Here is a 20,674-nt window from a genome sequence, read left to right on the forward strand (position 1 = left end):
CCTTAAAATTAATGCCTATATTGTATCAAATTTTGCATTAGCTAAAACTAAAGCAAAAAGTACTTCAATATTATTTTTTTCTAAAAACTCTTTTGCTTCAAGCAAACTTAAACCCGTAGTTACTACATCATCTACTAAAATTACAGGGTATTTTGGATGCCTTAAAAGCTTATAAGATCTTTTATTATCTTTACGAAATTGCAATCTTTTTCCACTATATTTAAATTCCGAACTAGCTTGTAAGGTGCAATACATAGGTTTTATAAATTGAGTTTTTAAATGTTTGGTTAAAATAGCAGTATGAGAGTAGTTTTTATATGTTTTATCATCTAAGGCTATAGCGTTAATTTCACATGAGGGTTGAAAAAAATCTTTAAATTTAGCAAAGCTTAATTTTGCAAGCGCATTTAAAACAAAATATCCTTGAAATTTGTGTTTGAAATAAATTAGGTGTTTAATTTGTTCATATTGATAAAAATAATAAACTTTAAAATTTCCCTCAAGTTCTCTTATACCTAAAGAATATTCTAAAAGCTCTTCCTTGCAAGCTGGACAAAAACTCGCAAAGGAAAATCCATGGCAGTTAAAACACCTCACAAAGAACTGATGATATCTGCAGATTTATTAGCTACTTGTTTTATAAGAAGCTGAGTGAAGAAAGGTAAATCTTTTATATTATAAAAACCTTTAACTTCTTGTTTAGTTTTAATATTAATAGTTTTATTAGTATTAATATCTTTTAATGTTAGTTGACTAGCAATAATTGAAAATAAAGAATTAGAATCAAATTTAGAATAAAAATCATTAAAACTTAAATCCACTTTTAAAACATAAGGAGAATCTTGTGTATTTTCAACCACTACTATACCTCTATTTTCTAATTCTTCTTTTAAAAACACATAAAAATAGTAGTTAAAATTTTCATTAATATAATAATTATTTCCATTAGAAGAAGAATATTTTAAATTCTCATTTAAATCATACACTCTATGAATATAAACTTTTTTCAAAGAAACACTTTTATCAAGCGTTCTTTTATTTGCACAATACTTAAGCCCTACATCACTAATATATACAAGGCCTTTAATTTTTGCTTCATAGGCTTTAGGGCTAGAAGGATTATAACATTGTGCTTGAATTTTTATAACTTCATTAACCTTAGCTACACCTTGATTTTTAGAATTTATGGCACAAGCACTAAAAAATAAAGCTAGAGTCAATATAAATATTTTTTTAAACATGTTCTTTCCTTAGAATCATCTTTATTTATGTGATGATTTTTAATTAGCAAAAATTATACCAAAAACAAATAAATTTTACTAAAACTTACTTTTTTTCACACAAGAAAAGTTTTATATAAAAAAATTTATATAAAAATTGACATTTAAAAGAAAATTCATTTAGAATATGTTACAAAACTACAATATTTCAAAGGAGTTATTAAAAATGAGTTCAAATACAAAAACACTCATAGTCATTGCTGATTTGGTGTTATTTATCGCTTTGCTTTATTTCTCCCCTTTTGGCGAAACTAAAGTAAATCAAGGTTTATCATTATTAGTTTTTATTGCCATTTTATGGCTTAGCGAAGCTTTACATGTTACTATTACAGCTATTTTAGTGCCTGTTTTAGCAGCTGTTTTAGGACTATTGCCTACTGCTAAAGCTTTAACCGGCTTTGCTGATTCAAATATCTTTTTATTTTTTGGTGGTTTTGCTTTAGCTGCAGCTATGCATCATCAAAAACTAGATAAGCTGATTGCACATAAAATTTTAACCCTAGCAAAAGGACATTTGGGTTTATCGAGCCTGTATATTTTTATTACCACTGCGTTTTTATCTATGTGGATGAGCAATACCGCAACAGCTGCCATGATGCTTCCACTTGCTATAGGTATGCTAGCTTCACTTGACCCAGAAAAAGATAGAAATACTTATGTTTTTATCCTTTTAGGTATAGCTTTTAGCGCGAGTATAGGTGGTATAGGCACTATAGTAGGAACCCCACCAAATGCTATCGTTGCTACTCAATTACACATTAGCTTTGCACAGTGGTTAAAATATGGTATTCCTATTGTTTTAATCTTCTTACCTGCAATGATTTTAATTTTGTATTTTATGTTTAAACCTAAATTTAATCTACAAGTTGATTTACACACTGAAAATATAGAACTTACAAGACCTAGAATTATTACTTTAGTAATCTTTTTAGTGGTTGCTCTATCTTGGATTTTTAGTGGCAATATAGGTCCTATCATCACGAGTGTTTTTGGACATAAAATAGCAAATCTTGATGCGATTATTGCTTTATTAGCTGCTGTTTTAGTATGTGCTTTTAAGGTAATTGATTGGAAAAATATACAAAAAAATACTGATTGGGGTGTATTAATGCTCTTTGGTGGAGGCATTACTCTAAGTGTGGTGCTAAAAGATTCAGGTGCTAGCAAGGTTATGGCTGATACCATTATTTCATTTATAGAAAATGGACATTTATTTGTTATAGGTTTAATCGTAGCCTTTTTTATAGTATTTTTAACTGAATTTACTTCAAACACTGCTTCAGCAGCCTTACTTGTGCCTTTATTTATCTCTATTGCAGATACTTTGGGTGTTCCTGCTTTAGGACTTGCTTTAATTATTGCTATTGGTGCTTCTTGTGCTTTCATGCTACCAGTTGCTACACCACCAAATGCTATAGTTTTTGGTACAGGGCATATTAAACAACAAGAAATGGTAAGAGTAGGAATTATACTAAATGTATTCTGTTCAATTAGCCTTGCAATAATTGCTTATTTCTTCTGGTTATAATCTTTTAGTCCTTTTGGACTAAAAGATTTTTACATTTTAAAACATAATTTTTTACATTTTCGCTTTTATACAAAGCTTCTCTTATACACACACCTGCTAAATTTAAATCTTTTAAATGATTTATAGTTTGAATATTTACTCCGCCTATAGCATAAATGGGTATTTTTGAAACTTCTAACAAATCTTTTAAATTTTTTATACCCTTTGGTGTTAAATCGGCCTTACATGAGCTTTCAAATATATGTCCGAAAAAAGCATGATTTACTTTAAGCTTATAAGCTAAATCTAATTCTTCTTTAGAATGGATGGAAGTACCCAAAAGCTCAAATTTTTTATAGCTTTGTGGGTAATTTTGTAAAACAAATAAAGGAGCATGAAAAAATTGATGATTTAATTTTAAACAAGCTTCATAATAATAATGCAAAAAGCAAATCTTTTGAGTTTTATTAAAAATTTTTAATACTTCTTTGGCTAATTTAGTATATTCTAACTCATCTAAATGTTTTTCTCTAAGCACCAAAGCATCAATACTACTTTGACTTAGCTTTTCAACAAAATTTAAAAAATCTCCTTGAGTATTTTGACTATCACTAATAGCAATGATTTTTTTATCCCACATAAATACTATCGCTCATTATAGCTTGCAAATTTGCATTTTTTAGCATAGCTAAAACCTCATCAACACTACGCATATCACTAATTTGAAACTGATCATCGCCTTTTTTATCACCTTGATGTTCACCCACTCCCACGCTCACACCTGCACTCATTTTAGTAGCTCCAAGTTTAATAACCCCGTCTCTAAATCCTGCTCTTTCACGCGTAGAAATAGTAATGCTAGCAAAAGGCAAAAACAATCTATAGGCGCACAAAACTTGCAAAAGTCTTGTTTCGCTTACATCTTTTGGATGAATTTTTTTATTATTAATAATAGGTCTTAATCTAGGGATAGATAAAGCTATTTCAGCATGAGGGTATTTTTGCTGTAAAAAATACGCATGTAAAGCCGTGGCAAAAGCATCTTTTCTAAAATCATCCACGCCAAGTAAAGCTCCAAAAGCAACCCCTCTCATACCTGCTTTTAATGCTCGCTCTTGTGCATGAAAACGATACTCAAACACACTTTTTTCACCTTCGATATGAATTTTAGAATAAGTTTTTTGATTATAAGTTTCTTGATAAACACTCATATATTCACAACCCTTTTCATGAAGCAGTGCATATTCATCTACATTCATAGGATAAACTTCAATTCCAACAACCTTAAAATACTCTTTTGCTATCTCACAAGCTTTGGCAAGATATTCTACGCTAGCATACTCCCTGCCCTCACCTGTTAAGAGTAAAATTTCTTCCAAGCCACTTTTTTTAATCTCTTGCATTTCTTTGTGAATTTCAGCCTCATTTAGCTTAGCTCTTTTAATGTTATTTCCTTTTTGAAACCCACAATAAGTGCATTTGCTATTGCAAAAATTAGAAAGATATAAAGGTGTAAAAAGCGAAATGGAATTTCCAAAATATTTTTGAGTAATCTTGCTTGATTTTTGTGCTAAATCTTCTATAAAATCTTCTGCTGTGCTTGAAAGCAAGGCTTTTAAATCATCTATATTAAGATAATCTTTAGCTAAAGCTTGTTTTATATCAAAAGCGCTAAATTTACTTTCATCAAAAATTTCAACTTCTTTTAAAACCTTAGTTAAAATTTCACTTTCAATACTTTGCATATGAGGGTATTTTTGCATTTTAATCTCTTAAAAAACCACTCAAAGGCGAGCTTGCACTTGGCGTGCTTTCATTTACTATACCTGCTAAATACGCATTATATCCTGCATCTATAGCTAAAGCAAAAGCCTTTGCCATTTTTGCTACATCTTTAGCTTGAGCTATGGCAGTATTTGCCATCACTGCGCTTACTCCCATTTGCATGGCTTCGCAAGCTTGTGCAGGATTTCCTATGCCCGCATCTACTATAATAGGCAAGTTAATTTCATTAAGTAAAATTTGTATGAATTCTTTAGTTTTTAAGCCTTTATTGCTTCCTATAGGTGCTCCAAGAGGCATTATAGCAGCAGCTCCTGCATTAACCATAGCACGCGCTGCATATAAGTCAGGATACATATAAACCAAAGGCGTAAAACCCTCATTTGCTAAAAGTTCTACTGCTTTTATACTTTCATAATTATCCGGTAATAAATATTTACTATCACTAATTACTTCAACCTTAATCATATCTCCACAGCCAAGCTCTCTTGCAAGTCTTGCTATACGCAATGCCTCATTGGCATTTCTTGCACCTGAAGTATTTGGTAAAAGCTTAATATGCTTTGGGATAAAATCAAGTATATTTTCTATGCCTTTATCATTTACCCTACGCAAAGCTAAGGTGATAATCTCAACTTTTGCTTCTTCAATGGCTGATTTTATAAGCTCAAAAGAAAATTTCCCAGAACCTAGAATAAACCTGGAATTAAACTCATATTTTCCTATTTTTAATTTTTCCATTACTCACTCGCTAAAAGTTCTAAAACTAAATTTGCTTGATGTCCTGCACAAATATTTACACGCGGTGCCATAAGTCCATTGCCTACTTTTGCCTCGTTTTTTAAATCACCACAAACATAAAAGTTTTTTGCGATTTTTCTTGTTTGTATGCTGTTGCTATCGCCATATCCTGCTAAACCAGAAGCACAAATTAATGTTTTTTGAGGATAGTGTTGGTGAAAATTTTGCGCTAAAAGCGCTTTGTATTTTGCACTATCAAAGGCTTCACAAACTATATCATCATTTGTAAAAAGTTCGGCTATATTTTCTTTTTCTATTTTTAAAACTTGTGCAAATACTTCTATAAAAGGATTAATTTTAGCGATTTGATCTTTTAAAGCTTCAGCCTTAAATTTACCCAAATCTTCCACCATATAAGCTTGGCGGTTAAGATTGCTTGGCTCCACCACATCAAAATCAATCAAATGAAGCCTACCAACCCCACTTCTTGCTAAATTTATAGCTATATGCGAACCAAGCCCACCAAGCCCACACACTGCCACACTTGCCTTTTTAAGTTTATCATGAAGCTTTGGAGTATGTCTTGCCCTCATCATCGCATCAAGAGCTTCATATGGGGGTAAAGTATTTTTTTCTATACAAAAAAGCTCATCATTTTCTTTTAGTTCCAAACTTTCTTTTGTCGCAAAACCATTGACTATCCACACATCATTTTCATTTTTACTCACATTTTGAAAAAATTCCAAAGTGTGTTTAAAATGCGTGTCTATCACACTGCCATTAAATTTAATTTTCATCAACCACCACCTACAAAAGTAACAATCTCTGCTTTATCATTTTCATTTAAAATTAGATTTTCAAATTTATCCCTTGGGATAATTTCTCCGTTTAATTCTAAAGCGATAAATTCTATTTTTAATTGCTTTTCTTTAACATAATCCATAAATCTAAGCTCTTTAAGCTCAAATTTTTCTCCATTGATAATCACGTTTTATCCTAGTTAAAATTCTCTAATAAATCTTTAAAAACTAAATACAATTTTTCAAGCTCTTCTATACTCACTCTTTCATCAATTGCATGAATTCTATCATTACACACGCCAAATTCTACCACCCTCACACCAAACTCAGCAAAATATCTCGCATCACTTGTACCACCTTTGGTGTTAAGTTCTGGCACTACTTGAGTAATTTTTTGCACACTCTCATTTAGTTTTTGTACGATTTTAGAATCACTTTGTGTTAAAAAAGGATTTGAACTTTGATTTATGCTCAACTCATAATCAAGTCCTTCACAAGTCTTTTCTACATAAGCTTTTACATCTTCTAAGCTAGTTTGTGGAGAATTTCTTACATTAAACATCAATTTTAAATCATTTGGGGTTACATTACACACTTCCATACCACCGCGTATATCAGTAATAACGATTTTAGATGGTGCAAATACCTCATCGCCTGGATCAAGATCAAAACCTGCTAAAAATTTCAAAGCAAAAGCAAAATTATGCACAGGATTAATGCATTTTTGCGGGTATGCCACATGACCTTGCTTACCTTTGATGAGTAATTTTGCATTGATAGAACCACGACGCCCTATTTTAATACTATCTCCAAATTTTTTATCACAGGTTGGCTCAGCAACCACAGCAAAATCAGGTAGCATATCTTTTTCTTGCATAAATTTAAGCACTTCAAGCGTGCCAAATTTAGCCTCGCCTTCTTCATCACTTGTTAAAATCAGTGAAATTCTTCCTTTGAAATTTTCTACCTCCTTAACTGCACAAATAAAAGCAGCCACGCCACTTTTCATATCTTGTGCACCTCTTACATAAATAAACCCATCTTTTTCTAAAGGCTCAAAAGGATCACTGCTCCAACCCTCTCCCGCAGGTACTACATCCACATGTCCGCCAAAAGCTAAATGCTCGCCATCATCGCTAAATTTTTTACTCAGCAAAAGATTTTTCACACCTTCTTTTTCTATAAAAAAAGCTTCAAAATCACTTAATTCCACTGCGATATAATTTAACGCTCCATCATCATCTGGGGTAATGGATTTAAATTTACTTAATTCTTTAAAAATTTCAACTACTTGCATGTTTTATCCTATAAAAGCTTTATACAGCATAGAAAGAGCAAAATACTCTAAAATAAATGCTGAAAAAAGATTAATGTAAAATATATGTTTGTTTTTTACAAGTGCTTTGAATTTAGACACAAAAAACGATAGAGTAAAAATCCAAAACACAATAAAACCCACCAAACCAAAAAGCAAAGCAAAAGAGTTTTTACTTTGCATGCTAAGCCCTGCTACACTCACCCAAAAGCCTATAACATAAGGATTTGTAACATTTAAGAAAAATCCTTTGCTAAAACCTTTTAAAGGATGTGTTTTATTTACCTTGTTAAGATCGACTTTTCTTGTTTTTCTTAGCATTAAAAATACCATAAAACTCAAAAAGAAAAAGCCAAAAACCGCTAGTATTTTATAAAAAAATTCATTATTTGCAAAGCTTAAAAGCCCAAGATTAATCAAAATCAAAAAAAGTATATCAGCACTTAAAGCACCGAGCCCAACGCAAAAAGCATTTTTAAAAGAAGACAAAGCAGTATTTAAGATCAAAATATTCACAGGCCCAAAAGGCACAGATACACCCATACCTAAAACTATGCCTTGTAAGATTACTTCTAACATTTTGCTTCCAAGAAATTTTCTATATCGATTTTGATTTTATCAATAGCCGTGCAAACATCTTCTATATAAACTTTAGTAAAATTACTTTCTAAATATTTATCCTCATCAAGATTGTTTAATATACTTTGCTTACATACTCTTGCATACTCTCCCACGGGTAAAACCTGCCCGCTTGTGCCTATACATACAAATAAATCACAATTTTGTAATTTTTCATATAAAATTTTATAATTTGGTGCCATTTCTTCAAACATCACGATATTGTGCCTTACACTTTTGCTTTGACATTTAGGACAAATTTTATCATCACTACTTTCATAGTCTATGTTAAAAATATTTTCACACTCTAAACACCTAAGCTCAGGTAAAAAGCCATGCAAATGTACCACTTCTTCACAACCTACTCGCTCTAATAAATCATCTACATTTTGCGTTAAAATGCTAATTTGTTTTGGAAATTTTTGTTTTAATAAAGCGATGATTTCATGTGCGTGATTTGGCTTAACACCAGCTAATTCTTTTCTTCTTTTATTATAAAATTCCAAAACTTTTTTAGGATTTTTTCTAAAGCCAGTTGCAGAGCAAACTTCCATCACATCATGCTCTTCCCAAAGCCCACCATTAGCCCTAAAAGTCTTTATACCACTTGGAGCGGATAAACCTGCTCCGCTTAAAATCATCACTTGTTTCATTATTAAACCTCATTATTGTTTAAAGGTTTTACTATAATTTTACTTAAAGCTTAACCACCTTAGCACCAAAACCACCTTGATTAATCGGAGCATCATTAAAGCTTTTTACACTTTTGTGAGCTTTTAAAAACTCTTTTACCGCAAAAGCTAATTTTCCTGTGCCTATACCATGATAAACTATCACCTCATCAAAACCTACTATCAAAGCATCAGAGATAAATTTATCTAATCTTTCAAGCGCCTCATCACTTCTTAAGCCGTGCAAATCTAAAGTCATATTTAAAGCACTTGGGCGGGTTATATTGACACTTGATTTTACCTGTTGTGTTGGGGTTTGATTGCTTTTTTTAAGAAGCTTTAAAGGTACACGCAAACTTAAACCATCGCTTTGAATCATCGCGTCATTTTTTGAAATTGCAGTGATTTTACCTTTGATTTTTTCATATTTTACAAAATCCCCAACTCTAAGTTCTTCATTTTGCTCCATACTTGGTAAAACAATGCTTTTTTTAAGTTCATTGGCTTTGTTTAAACTTCTTTGTTTTTCTTTGATATCTTTTAGATTTATTGTTTTTTTAGCTTCTTCTATGGCTTTGTGATATTTAAACTCTAAATTAGAAACAAGCTTTTTAAATTCTTGCTCATTTTTTTCTTTTTGATCTTTGAGTGAAAATAAAATTTCATCTACTTTGGCTTCTTTTTTCTCAAGTTCTTCATTTTTTTTGCGTAAAGAAAGTTCAAGATTGATGTTTTTACTTACCATTTCTTCTAAATTTTCTTTATCTTCTCCATAAAGCTTTTTAGCATTTTGCACTAAATTTGCACTTATGCCATATCTTAAAGCCGTTTCAAATGCATAAGATTTACCTATAGTACCTTTTAAAAACTCATATTTTGGGCGCGATAATTCCTCATCATACAAAGCAGCGATGAGTTCAACTTGTGAATTTTTAGCTAAAAGCATAGCAAGGCGTTTGTGGTGGGTTGTGATGATGATTTTATTATCTTGTTCTAAAAGCTTAGAAATAAGCTCAGTATATAAACACGCAGCTTCTTCAAAATCTGTCCCAAGCTCTATCTCATCAACCCCTAATAAAACATTTTTCTTACCCAAAAGCTTAGAAAAATGCAACATTCTTCCTGCAAAAGTAGAAATATCATTTTTTACATTTTGTGGATCTTCTAAAATCGCATCAAATTCTTTGAAATTTCCTATTTGGCTTTTTTGTGCATTAATTTTCATAGGAAGTAAAAGCTTTGCAAGTAAAGCTGCACTTAAAATTCCTTTTAAAAGTATAGACTTACCACCTGCATTTACACCTGTGATGATTAAAACTTTTTTATTAAACTCTATATTAACACTTTTTGCATTTTTTAAAGCTGGATGTGCGAAGTTATATAAGCTTAAATTATTAGAACTATCAACTAAAACAAACTCATAATCATGTTTTTTAGCCATCAAAACTCTAGCGCTATAATGATCAAATAAATCAAAAGCATTATTGATAAATTTCAAAAACATCAAATTTTTATAAAAAATCAAGCTGATTTTTTTAGCATATTCATAAAAAATTTCTTCTTTAGCATCTTTGATTTCATCTATTTGACTTTGGATTTTTTCTACACTCAAAGGCACCACATAAAATCCACCGCCGCTACTTCTACCTATGATTTTTGCTTTTAAGACATGATTAAACCCGCCGCGTAAAAGCAAGGCCTCCATACCATTGATAAGATGAATTTGAGTATCAATTAAATACGCACTAAGACTTTTAGTATAGGTAAGCTTTTTAAACTCAGCTATCAAGCTTTCTTTTTTCATCTTTAGAGCTAAATTTAGATTAACAAGTCTTTCATCAACACTTTCTTTAATCTCACCCTTTTCATCAAAATACTCAAAAAGCTCTAAAATAGCCCGTGGAATTTCTATTTTTAAAAGCCATTCTTTTAAGCTTTCTTCAAATTTTAAAGTCTTTAAGTATCTAAAATACATACAGATTTTAATAAATTCAAAGCTTTGGCTTAAATGTAAAATTCCTTGCTTACTAAGATGAGTTAAAGCACTATTTAACCCTTCTATCATAGGTGGAGGATTAAAATCAATCAACGAAAGCTCGTTAATCCTTTTATAATGAAGCTTGCTATCACCTTGTAAAAAAATTTCTTTATCTCTTGCAAAAAGTCCCCTAAAGTCTTCTATATAGCCATCTAAATCTAGCTTTTTAAAAAATTGCTCTTGCATTATTTATCTACCTTGCAATCTTTTATATCAAAAACATAGGCTTTAAATTGTTTATTTTTACCATTTGAAATAAAACTTTGCGTTCCATGCTCAAAGTTAAAATACTCTTTAGTGACATTAACATCTTTGCAAATTAGACTTTGTCCTTGTAAAAATGCATTGAGTGTTTCTTTTTTTAAAACACCACTTCTTGTAGCACTTAGCTCAAATTTAATCGCAAAAGCAATCATTAAAAACAATACTAAAATCAAAAGATAATTACTAATCTTACCTATTTTTTTACGCAAAAAAACAAAAAAAAGCAAAATCGCAAAAAAAGCTAAGATATATAAAAAAATCTTAAACATACTTTCCCCTGAGCTTTGTGCTGATATCTCCCGCACCAAAGCCTATTACCAAACCATTTTCAATCAACTCATCATCAAGATAAATAGCATTTTCTTCTCTTTTGATTTCTTTTATAAATTTAGCCTTTGGAAAGTATTTTTGCATATTAATCTCTATTTTAGCTTCTCCTGCTGCATACACAGGTAAAATATAAAGTTCATCAACATTTACTAAAACTTCACTAAAATACTCTATATTTGCACTTAAACGCGTATAACGGTGAGGCTCAAAAATAGCTATAATTTTTTCATATCCAGCTAGCCTTGCATACTCACTTGCTGCTTTAAGTGTGATTTTGATTTCTGTTGGATGATGTCCATAATCATCAATCAAAGCCATATTTTCATTTGCGAATAAAATATCAAATCTTTTTTTAATGCCTTGATATTTTAAAAGCTTAGTTTTTAGCTCTTCTATATTTATAAATTCACTCGCAGCCAAAATAGCCAAAGCAGCATCCATCGCTACATGCTCACCCATACCAAAAACACTAAATTCACCTAAATCTTTAAGTGTAAAATAAGTTTTTGGCTTAAAATTTTCTACTTTCATATAAATATTTGTGATATCTTTACTTGGGTAAAGCTTTTTTGCATTATTTAAATTTAAACTTGATAAAAACTCATCTTCAGCATTAATCACTTGAATTTTAGATAAATGCAAAAAGTCCTCATAAGCTTTGTGTAATCTTGCAAGATCATTTCCATAATGATCTAAATGTTCTGCTTCAACATTAGTCACTATAGCCAAATAAGGATTTGAGTTTAAAAAAGAACTATCGCTCTCATCAGCTTCAAAGATGAGATTTTCACTTTCTTTATAAAGCATATTAGTGCCACTTTCTTTTAGCACTGCACCAATAATCACAGAAGCTTCTATCAAGCTTGCTAAAATGCTTGAAGTTGTACTTTTGCCATGAGCTCCCGCAACTGCAAAAACTCTTTTGTCTTTTAAAATCATAGGCAAGGCTTCTTTTCTTGAAAGTGTTGTGATGTTTTGCTTTTTTGCGCTGATTAATTCTTCATTGTCTTCTTTGATAGCAGCTGAATATACCACCAAATCCACATCTTTAACATTGTCTTTATGATGAGGAATTTTTATATCTATGCCTTCTTTTTCTAATTCTTTTGTGATTTTACTTTCTTTGATATCAGAACCACTAATCTTAAAGCCTTGTTCTTTTAAAAATCTCGCCAAAGCTGAAATTCCAATACCACCTATACCTATAAAATGAATTTTTTGCATTCTTGCCTCAAATTTTTGAAAATTTAAGGCAAAATTTTATCATTTATTTACTAAAAATAAAATATAAAAAACCCTTAGAGATAAAATCTCTCATTGTTTTTACTTTTTAAAAAACTAAAATAAATTTTATTCTTCGTAATTTTTCATAAGCTTATCAAAACCCCATAAATTTCTAGCTTCATTTGATTTACTAACTTCTACTACAAGCATTTCTTCTTGATCCCCAAGTTGCTCTTGCACTTCCCCAAAAGCATTGATAAAAAAGCTATCTCCATAAAATTTCCACTCATTTTCTTGCTTTAAATTACCTATACGATTAACTCTTAAAATACTTGTTGAGTTTAAAAAGGCTCTTGTTTTTAAAAGTTCTAGCCATCTTTGATTACTTTCAAAGGTGCTAGCTGTAGGAATGATGACTAAGTCTATCTTTTTTTTCATGATCATTTGCCAAAAGATATCAAAATGTGCTTCAAATCCAAAAAGCAAAGCACATTTTAAGCCCTCATGCGTGAAAGTAAAAAGTTTAAGTTTATCAGTTTTTTTATTGTTAAAAAATTTTTCTTCATTCCAGTGTGCATAAGGCATTAAAATTTGTTGCTCATACACTTTTACATTTTGTGGGCCTACTTTTAAGCATAATTTTTTTAAGCCATCATTTTCAACACTTATGAAAGGTGCAATAATGTTTAAATCATATTTTTTAGCAAGTTTTATCAAGCTTGCTTTTTTGCTTTGACTTTGTTCTTTGATCATACTTTTTGGCATAGTTCTTAGCTCACTAAAAAAGCTATTTAAAACATACTCACCTAAAACCACCAAATTCGCGCCACTTTCTTTAGCAGCTTTTAGATAATAATCAAGCCTTGATTCACTCAAAGCCAAAGTGGGAAATTGTAAAGCTACAATACTACTCATCTACTTGCTCGATTTCTAATTTGGCATTTTCAAGCATAGTTCTTGCTTGCTTGATACTTTTTAGACCTTCTTTATAAATTTCTACACAAGTTTTAAGGTCTAAATCTTTATCATTAAGTTTTTCTAAAGAAAGCTCGGCTTGTTTGATGTGATCTTCAAATTCCATTAATTACTTACCTTATAATTTGGTGCTTCAGCAGTGATAGTTACATCATGTACATGACTTTCTTTTAATCCTGCTGCGGTGATTTCTACAAATTCAGCTCTTTCTTGGAAAGCTTTGATATCTGCTGCACCTACATAACCCATAGAAGATCTAAGTCCACCTAAGAGCTGATGTACTACACTTTTTATACTTCCTACATAAGGCACCCTACCTTCAATACCTTCAGGCACAAGTTTATCTTGAGCCGTACCTTCTTGGAAATATCTATCTGAACTTCCTTTTTGCATAGCACCTAAGCTTCCCATACCACGATAACTCTTATATTGTCTTCCTTGGTAAGTAAATAACTCACCTGGACTCTCATCAGTTCCTGCTAAAAGTGAACCTATCATCACACTACTTGCTCCTGCTGCGATAGCTTTTGCAATATCGCCTGAGTATTTTATACCCCCATCAGCAATTACTGGCACGCCGTATTTACTCGCTTCTATCGCACATTCATCTATGGCTGAAATTTGAGGTACACCCACACCCGAAACAATACGAGTGGTACAAATACTTCCAGGCCCTATACCTATCTTGACAGCGTCTGCACCTGCTTCACATAGATCTTTAACCGCTTTTGCACTTGCAACATTTCCTACTATCACATCTACATTAAATTCAGCCTTAATTGCTTTTAATGTATCAATAATACCTTTAGAATGCCCATGCGCACTATCCATTACTATAACATCAACTTCAGCTTCCACTAAAGCCTTTACGCGATCAAGCTGACCCACACCCACAGCTGCAGCCACTCTTAATCTTCCATAAGCGTCTTTATTTGAATTTGGATATTCCTTGCGTTTTTTTAAATCTTTTATAGTGATTAAGCCTTCTAAGTGGTTATTTTCATCTACAATAGGAAGTTTTTCTACTTTATTAGTAGAGAAAATTCTTTCTGCATCATCTAAAGTAGAACCCTTTTTAGCAGTGATTAAAGGCATTTTTGTCATTACATTTTCTACTAAATTATCAAAATTAGTTTCAAATCTCAAATCACGATTAGTTAAAATTCCTATTAGAGTTTTATTCTCATCTACCACAGGAACGCCTGAAATTCTATATTCAGCCATGAGTTCTAGTGCTTCTTTAACACTTGCTTTAGGCCCTATATAAATAGGATCCATAATCACGCCGCTTTCACTTTTTTTAACTCTTTTTATCTCTCTAACTTGTGAAGCTATATCCATATTTTTATGGATTACCCCTATGCCACCAAGTCTTGCCATCATGATAGCAGCTCTATGTTCAGTAACCGTATCCATAGCAGCTGAAATTAAAGGCATATTCAAAGTAATATTTTTTGTAAGTCTTGTTTTAATATCTACTTCTTTAGGTAAAACCTCAGAATATTGAGGAACTAGTAAAACATCTTCAAAAGTCAAAGCGCGTTTTATGATTTTCATAATTTTTCCTTTATTTGTTTTTGATAATTTCTTCCAAGCTCAAAGCACCATCTAACAAAGTTTGCTCATCATAAGCTTTACATATAAGCTGAGCAGAGATATTAAGTCCATTTTCATTTTTTCCTACAGGCACGCTAATGCCACCAAGTCCTGCTAAATTCACTGAAATAGTAAATACATCCTCTAAATACATTTGCACTGGAGTTTTTATATCATTAAAACCAAAAGCAACACTTGGAGCAACTGGCATAAAAATCAAATCACAATCATTTAAAATTTCTTCATATTTTTGCTTGATAAATCTTCTAGCCTTTTGTGCTTTGATATAATATGCATCATAATAGCCACTACTTAAAACAAAGGTTCCTAACAAAATTCTTCTTTTTACTTCTTCTCCAAAGCCCTCACTTCTACTATTTACATACATTTGGCTAAGATTGTCACATTTTTCACTTCTTCTACCATATCTTACACCATCATAACGGCTTAAATTTGCACTTGCTTCAGCCGCTGCTATGATATAATAAGCCGCAACATCAAATGTAGAATCCATTAAGTCTTTATAAACAATCTCATGGCCATTTGCTTTTAACATATCTATGGTTTTTAATAAGGCTTGTTTTACATCATCATTAGTTTGTTCTATATAGTTTTTAATCACAGCTATTTTTAGCTTTTTATTTGCATTTAGTTTTGGCGCGGTTGGTTCAAAAGCTATGTTTGCGCTTGTGCTATCTTTTTCATCATAACCTGCAATAGCATCATATAAAATCGCAGCATCTTCAACATTTTGCGTTAAAACTCCGATTTGATCAAGGCTTGAAGAATACGCTGCTAAACCATACCTGCTAACTCTTCCATAACTTGGCTTAAACCCAACACAACCACAAAAAGCAGCAGGCTGTCTTACTGAACCACCTGTATCTGAACCCAAACTTGCTAAAGCTATCCCTGCAGCAACTGCAGCAGCACTTCCTCCACTACTTCCACCTGGAACTTTAGTATTATCAAGCGGATTTAAAGTCTTACCATAAAAAGAAGTCGCACTCGTACTTCCCATAGCAAACTCATCCATATTGCATCTTCCAAATGGAGCAAAATTATTTTTGCGTAAATTCACAATAGCACTTGCATCATAAGGAGCTACATAACCTTGTAAAATTTTAGAACCACAAGTTAACTCCCAATCTTTTACGCTAATATTATCTTTTATAGCTACTGGTACACCAGCACCTGAAGTGCTTAAATCTTTATTTAAAAACTGCTCTACATAAGCACCCAAATGCTTTTGCTGATGTGCTTTTTCATTTAATTCTTTTTTTAAATTTTCTAATTCTTCATTTGAAAATTTCAAAGCTTCTTTTAAAGTTACCATTATTTATCCTTAAATTTTTTAACCAAATAAAACAAAAAAAGCGTGATAAATAAAAAGCTCAATAAAGTAATCACTACCACGCTAAAAGGTAAAGCTTGCTCAAACATTTTTTGCTTTTTCCACACTATTACATCTTGGACATAAGCATTCTTCTTCTTTTGCTAAAAATTTCCAACATCTTGGACACTTGTGCAATAAAGAACGCACGATTTTAAAACTATGATCATCTATTTTAAACTCACTCAAAGTTTCTTTATCATCTAAGCTTTCTATAGAGCTTACCATAAACCAATCAGCTACTTCTTCAATATCTTCACTCAAAAGCTCATTTGCACTTGTTTGCAAGCTTAACTCTAAGGTTGATTTGATGATTTTGTCTTTTTTTAATACATCTACAAGCTCAAAGAATTTTTCTCTTGATTTTATAAATAATTCATCTTCGATTTTATACTCATAATCAAAGCCATTTTTTAATACCAAATCAAACACATCTTTAGCATTTTCTTTAATAGCCACATTTGCATGCTCTAAAGCTTCATCTATGGTGTAAGTTAAACTTGGAGCTAAAAGTGCAAAAAGTTTTCTAGCTATTAACACCATGGCACTTTGTGCGCTTACTCTTTTTGTATCATCTTTTGCATTACAATATAATCTATCTTTGCACACATCTAAGTAAATTCCACTTAAATCCGCACTTAAGAAATTTAAAAGCACACTAAAGCCTTTTGCAAATTCATATTTTTCAAAAGCAGCCTCACATGCTTCAAAAGCAACTTTCGCACGCATTAAAATCCACTTATCTAAAAGTGTGAAATTTTTTGTTTCTAAAAATTCCATATCATTAGTATTTGCAAGTAAAAATCTTATAGTATTTCTTATCTTTCTATATTGCTCGCTTACTTGTTTTAAGATATTATCTGAAATTTTTAAGTCTGTTGAATAATCACTAAGCATTATCCAAAGTCTTAAAATTTCTACTCCATAATTTTTAGCTACATTTTGAGGTAAAATCACATTACCCTTAGATTTACTCATTTTTTGACCCTTTTCATCTACGGTAAAGCCATGAGTAAGTATGTTTTTATATGGGGTTTTATGATTAATCGCAGTAGAAATTAAAAGCGAGCTTTGAAACCATCCACGGTGCTGGTCACTTCCTTCAAGATACATTGAAGCTTGGTATTCTCCTGCATCATATCTTGCTGAGTTTAACACTGCTTCCCAAGTACTACCGCTATCAAACCAAACATCTAAAATATCATAAACTTTTTCTAAATTATTTGGATCATATTTGCTATTTGGCGGTAATAAATCTTTTATTTCTAAATCCCACCACGCATCAGCTCCATTTGCTTCAAAAATTCCCACTAAATGATCTAAAATATCATCATCAAAAATTACTTCTTTGGTGTTTTTATCTCTAAAAAACGCTATAGGCACGCCCCAATCTCTTTGTCTTGATATACACCAATCAGGGCGATTTTCTATCATAGAACTAAGTCTTTTTACTCCGCTTTCTGGGTAAAATTTCACATTATTTAATTGTTCTAGCGCTAGCTCTCTTAAAGATTTTCCATCTAGTTTTTTCTCATCCATTAAGATAAACCATTGTTTTGTAGCTCTATAAATAACCGGTTTATGCGTTCTCCAACAAAATGGGTAAGAATGTGTAAATTTAGAACTCTCAAGCAAAGCTTCGCCAAGTAATTCTAAAATACGCTCATTTGCTTTAAAAATATGAAGTCCTATAAATTCACTTAATAAATGCTCTGGTAAAAGTCCTTTAGCTCTTAGCGTTTCATCATAACACCCACCATCATCTACTGGCATAATCACTTCAATGCCATATTTTAAGCACACATAATAATCATCCTCACCATGTCCTGGTGCAGTATGCACAAGCCCTGTTCCACCTTCCATTAAAACATGATCGCCTAAAATAAGAGTAGATTTTCTTTGATTGAGTGGATTAATAGCACTTAAATTTTCAAATTCAGAACCTAAAAGTTCTTTTTGAATTTTTCCTTGAGTGAAATTTTTATTAATCATATTTTCAAGTAAGGCTTTAGCAAAAATATAACCTTCTTCAGTGATAACATATTTTTCATTTGGATTTAAAGATATAGCTTGATTTACTGGCAAAGTCCAAGGTGTGGTAGTCCAAATCACTGCTTTAGCTTTTTTTACACCTAGCTTTTCAAGGGAAGTTTTATCAAGCTCAAAAGCTACAAAAATAGAATAATCTTCTTTGTCTTCATACTCCACTTCAGCTTCTGCTAATGCACTCTTAGCAGCCCAGCTCCAAAAAACAGGTTTACTTCTTTCTAGCAAAAGTCCTTTTTTAGCGATTTTACATAAAGCTTTGTAAATATCAGCTTCAAAAGCATTTTTCATAGTCAAGTATGGTTCATCCCAATCAGCAATCACACCCAAAGACTTAAATTCATCTCTTTGGATATTTACAAATTCTCTCGCATGCTCTCTACAAAACTCACGAATTTCTTTTTTGCTTAAACTTTGCTTTTTATCTTTAAGCTTAACTTCAACTTGCTGTTCTATCGGTAAACCATGACAATCCCAACCCGGAGTAAAACGCACTTTTTTACCTTGAAAATAATGCATTTTGATGATGATATCTTTTAAAATTTTATTTAAAGCATGACCAATATGCAAATGTCCATTAGCATAAGGAGGGCCATCATGTAAAGTAAAACTCTCACTTACCTCTTGTCTTTTTTGTTTCATTTTCTCATAAGCATAGTTGTTTTCAAACCACTTGCTAAAACGCTTAGGCTCAAGTTCTGCTAAATTTGCACGCATTGCAAAAGTCGTATTTGGAAGCAATAGCGTATCTTTATAATCCATATAATCCACCTTGAAAAATTTAAAAATAGTAAATTCTACTTAAAATACTTTTAATTTGCACTTATTTTTTTGTTATAATCGCAAGAAAAAAAGGAAAATCATGAAACATCTTATCATCATTATAGGTAGTGAAATTATCATCAATGAAAATTATATGCATTATATACAAGAAGAATACAAAAAGCAGTTTTTAGAACTTCATGAGCTAAAATTTATAAACAAACCTGACAAAGAACTTCCTTTTTTACTTGAAAAACTTTCTAAAAAATATGATTATATAACCATTTTTAGCATTAGTGAATACTATACAACCATAGCTAAAATCATAGCAACCTTAAATGATGATGTTTTAATCTTAGAAAATGATACTTTAGTACCTTCAAAAGCTTTGCGTGAAAAAAATTCCTTTTTAAGTTCTTTTGAGCAATGTCATATTAATTTATTAAATATAAATATAGAGCAAAAATTACCTTTGATTTTACAAAATCCTGAACTTGACTATGCCTATTTTTGTCTTTTAGATATAGATGAAATGAGTGCAAATATCTTACTTAGCACGCTTACTACTTCTTTTGAAATTCAAACTAGCTCAAGTGCATTATTAGATAATCTCATTTGTATTAGAGCAAGCGCTAGTCAGTATGGAAAACTAGAGGGCTTTTTAAAAGGAGTGTTTAAACTTTTTACGGGAAAAGTATTTTTAGGAAATGATCCTATTAAATTTATAGCTAAAAAACTTTTAGAAAAAAACTTAAAAATTTCCTTTGCAGAAAGCTGTACCGCAGGGCTTTGTGCCTCAAAATTTGCTGAAAATTCAGGAATTTCTAGTGTATTTGAGGGCTCTTTGATCACTTATTCTAATCGTTTGAAAAATTCTTGGCTTGGAGTAAGTAATGATACCTTAGAAAGTGTTGGAGAATACTCTGATCGTTGTATTTATTTTATGCTAAAAGGAGTTTTTAAAACCACAAATTGTGATTTTGCCTTAGCGCTTAGTGGGGTAGCTGGAGAAGAGAATGATAAAAACACCAAAGCAGGTACCATCTACATAGGAGCTATGTATAAAGATGGAACCTTTTTACAAGAATGCATTCACATACAAGGCAATAGAAATTACACAAGAGAACAAGCTAGTTTGGCTGCATATTGTTTAATGCTTAAATTAAAACCTGAAATTTTCTTTGGGGTTTAATTGTAAAAGTGGTGTAGTTAAAAATACACCCCACCACTTAAATATAATTTCATTCTATGCTCATCATCATATTTATATTGATGTAATGCTCTAGCTGCATCAAGTTTTATATAATACTCATTAGCTTTATTATAAAGTAT

The 20,674-nt window shown here is 31.4% G+C and carries 20 protein-coding genes; 2 read left to right on the forward strand and 18 right to left on the reverse strand.

Going from position 1 to position 20,674, the window contains the following annotated elements; translation table 11 throughout:
* Window positions 1-15: 15 nt before the first annotated feature.
* Both L8W68_RS06850 and mapA read right to left on the reverse strand, forming a co-directional pair.
* A complete protein-coding gene (locus L8W68_RS06850) occupies window positions 16-597 on the reverse strand; it encodes a ComF family protein (protein ID WP_263675523.1) in 582 nt (193 codons plus the stop codon).
* Window positions 594-1,241 carry an outer membrane lipoprotein MapA gene (gene mapA, locus L8W68_RS06855; protein WP_263675524.1) on the reverse strand — a complete coding sequence of 216 codons (648 nt, stop codon included), beginning with the start codon at window positions 1,239-1,241 and terminating at the stop codon, window positions 594-596. Before mapA ends, L8W68_RS06850 begins: the two co-directional genes overlap by 4 nt.
* A 205-nt stretch (window positions 1,242-1,446) precedes the next feature.
* Between mapA and L8W68_RS06860 the strand changes: the two genes are divergently transcribed.
* On the forward strand, window positions 1,447-2,808 hold the full coding sequence (locus tag L8W68_RS06860; RefSeq protein ID WP_263675525.1) for a DASS family sodium-coupled anion symporter: 1,362 nt from the start codon (window positions 1,447-1,449) through the stop codon (window positions 2,806-2,808).
* A gap of 4 nt (window positions 2,809-2,812) precedes the next feature.
* Here the strand turns inward: L8W68_RS06860 and L8W68_RS06865 are convergent, their stop codons facing one another.
* The 16 genes from L8W68_RS06865 to ileS all read right to left on the reverse strand — a co-directional run bounded on the left by L8W68_RS06865 (window position 2,813) and on the right by ileS (window position 19,342).
* Window positions 2,813-3,427, reverse strand: a complete 615-nt coding sequence (locus L8W68_RS06865) for a thiamine phosphate synthase (protein ID WP_263675526.1) — start codon at window positions 3,425-3,427, stop codon at window positions 2,813-2,815.
* The gene (gene thiH, locus L8W68_RS06870) at window positions 3,417-4,550 is read right to left on the reverse strand and encodes a 2-iminoacetate synthase ThiH (RefSeq protein WP_263675527.1); all 1,134 of its coding nucleotides are present in this window, start codon (window positions 4,548-4,550) and stop codon (window positions 3,417-3,419) included. The genes L8W68_RS06865 and thiH overlap by 11 nt, the downstream gene beginning before the upstream one ends.
* A gap of 1 nt (window position 4,551) precedes the next feature.
* On the reverse strand, window positions 4,552-5,310 hold the full coding sequence (locus L8W68_RS06875; protein WP_263675528.1) for a thiazole synthase: 759 nt from the start codon (window positions 5,308-5,310) through the stop codon (window positions 4,552-4,554).
* Window positions 5,310-6,110 carry a thiamine biosynthesis protein ThiF gene (thiF, locus tag L8W68_RS06880; protein WP_263675529.1) on the reverse strand — a complete coding sequence of 267 codons (801 nt, stop codon included), beginning with the start codon at window positions 6,108-6,110 and terminating at the stop codon, window positions 5,310-5,312. The genes L8W68_RS06875 and thiF overlap by 1 nt, the downstream gene beginning before the upstream one ends.
* Window positions 6,107-6,298 (reverse strand): sulfur carrier protein ThiS, encoded by a 192-nt coding sequence (gene thiS, locus L8W68_RS06885; RefSeq protein ID WP_263675530.1) that lies wholly within the window; start codon window positions 6,296-6,298, stop codon window positions 6,107-6,109. The genes thiF and thiS overlap by 4 nt, the downstream gene beginning before the upstream one ends.
* A gap of 8 nt (window positions 6,299-6,306) precedes the next feature.
* A complete protein-coding gene (gene dapE, locus L8W68_RS06890; protein ID WP_263675531.1) occupies window positions 6,307-7,407 on the reverse strand; it encodes a succinyl-diaminopimelate desuccinylase in 1,101 nt (366 codons plus the stop codon).
* Between the two features lie 3 nt (window positions 7,408-7,410).
* A complete protein-coding gene (locus L8W68_RS06895; protein ID WP_039628698.1) occupies window positions 7,411-8,004 on the reverse strand; it encodes a LysE family transporter in 594 nt (197 codons plus the stop codon).
* Entirely contained in the window at window positions 7,998-8,696 is a 699-nt protein-coding gene (locus L8W68_RS06900; RefSeq protein ID WP_263675532.1) for an SIR2 family NAD-dependent protein deacylase, read from the reverse strand. The genes L8W68_RS06895 and L8W68_RS06900 overlap by 7 nt, the downstream gene beginning before the upstream one ends.
* A gap of 43 nt (window positions 8,697-8,739) precedes the next feature.
* Entirely contained in the window at window positions 8,740-10,938 is a 2,199-nt protein-coding gene (locus L8W68_RS06905; protein WP_263675533.1) for an endonuclease MutS2, read from the reverse strand.
* Complete coding sequence (locus L8W68_RS06910) at window positions 10,938-11,285, reverse strand: hypothetical protein (RefSeq protein WP_263675534.1); 348 nt, start codon at window positions 11,283-11,285, stop codon at window positions 10,938-10,940. The genes L8W68_RS06905 and L8W68_RS06910 overlap by 1 nt, the downstream gene beginning before the upstream one ends.
* The gene (gene murC / locus L8W68_RS06915) at window positions 11,278-12,570 is read right to left on the reverse strand and encodes a UDP-N-acetylmuramate--L-alanine ligase (RefSeq protein ID WP_263675535.1); all 1,293 of its coding nucleotides are present in this window, start codon (window positions 12,568-12,570) and stop codon (window positions 11,278-11,280) included. The genes L8W68_RS06910 and murC overlap by 8 nt, the downstream gene beginning before the upstream one ends.
* Before the next feature lie 126 nt (window positions 12,571-12,696).
* Window positions 12,697-13,485, reverse strand: a complete 789-nt coding sequence (locus L8W68_RS06920) for a carbon-nitrogen hydrolase family protein (RefSeq protein ID WP_263675536.1) — start codon at window positions 13,483-13,485, stop codon at window positions 12,697-12,699.
* Complete coding sequence (xseB, locus tag L8W68_RS06925; RefSeq protein WP_039628709.1) at window positions 13,478-13,651, reverse strand: exodeoxyribonuclease VII small subunit; 174 nt, start codon at window positions 13,649-13,651, stop codon at window positions 13,478-13,480. Before xseB ends, L8W68_RS06920 begins: the two co-directional genes overlap by 8 nt.
* On the reverse strand, window positions 13,651-15,102 hold the full coding sequence (gene guaB / locus L8W68_RS06930; RefSeq protein ID WP_087700888.1) for an IMP dehydrogenase: 1,452 nt from the start codon (window positions 15,100-15,102) through the stop codon (window positions 13,651-13,653). The genes xseB and guaB overlap by 1 nt, the downstream gene beginning before the upstream one ends.
* 10 nt (window positions 15,103-15,112) lie before the next feature.
* Entirely contained in the window at window positions 15,113-16,477 is a 1,365-nt protein-coding gene (gatA, locus tag L8W68_RS06935) for an Asp-tRNA(Asn)/Glu-tRNA(Gln) amidotransferase subunit GatA (protein WP_263675537.1), read from the reverse strand.
* 99 nt (window positions 16,478-16,576) lie between these two features.
* Window positions 16,577-19,342 (reverse strand): isoleucine--tRNA ligase, encoded by a 2,766-nt coding sequence (gene ileS / locus L8W68_RS06940; RefSeq protein WP_263675539.1) that lies wholly within the window; start codon window positions 19,340-19,342, stop codon window positions 16,577-16,579.
* A 100-nt stretch (window positions 19,343-19,442) separates the two neighbouring features.
* Between ileS and L8W68_RS06945 the strand changes: the two genes are divergently transcribed.
* A complete protein-coding gene (locus tag L8W68_RS06945; RefSeq protein WP_263675541.1) occupies window positions 19,443-20,534 on the forward strand; it encodes a CinA family protein in 1,092 nt (363 codons plus the stop codon).
* Window positions 20,535-20,674 lie beyond the last annotated feature (140 nt).

It is taken from the genome of Campylobacter sp. FU_497 (assembly GCF_025772425.1).
In the GTDB taxonomy this organism is placed as follows: domain Bacteria; phylum Campylobacterota; class Campylobacteria; order Campylobacterales; family Campylobacteraceae; genus Campylobacter_D; species Campylobacter_D lari_C.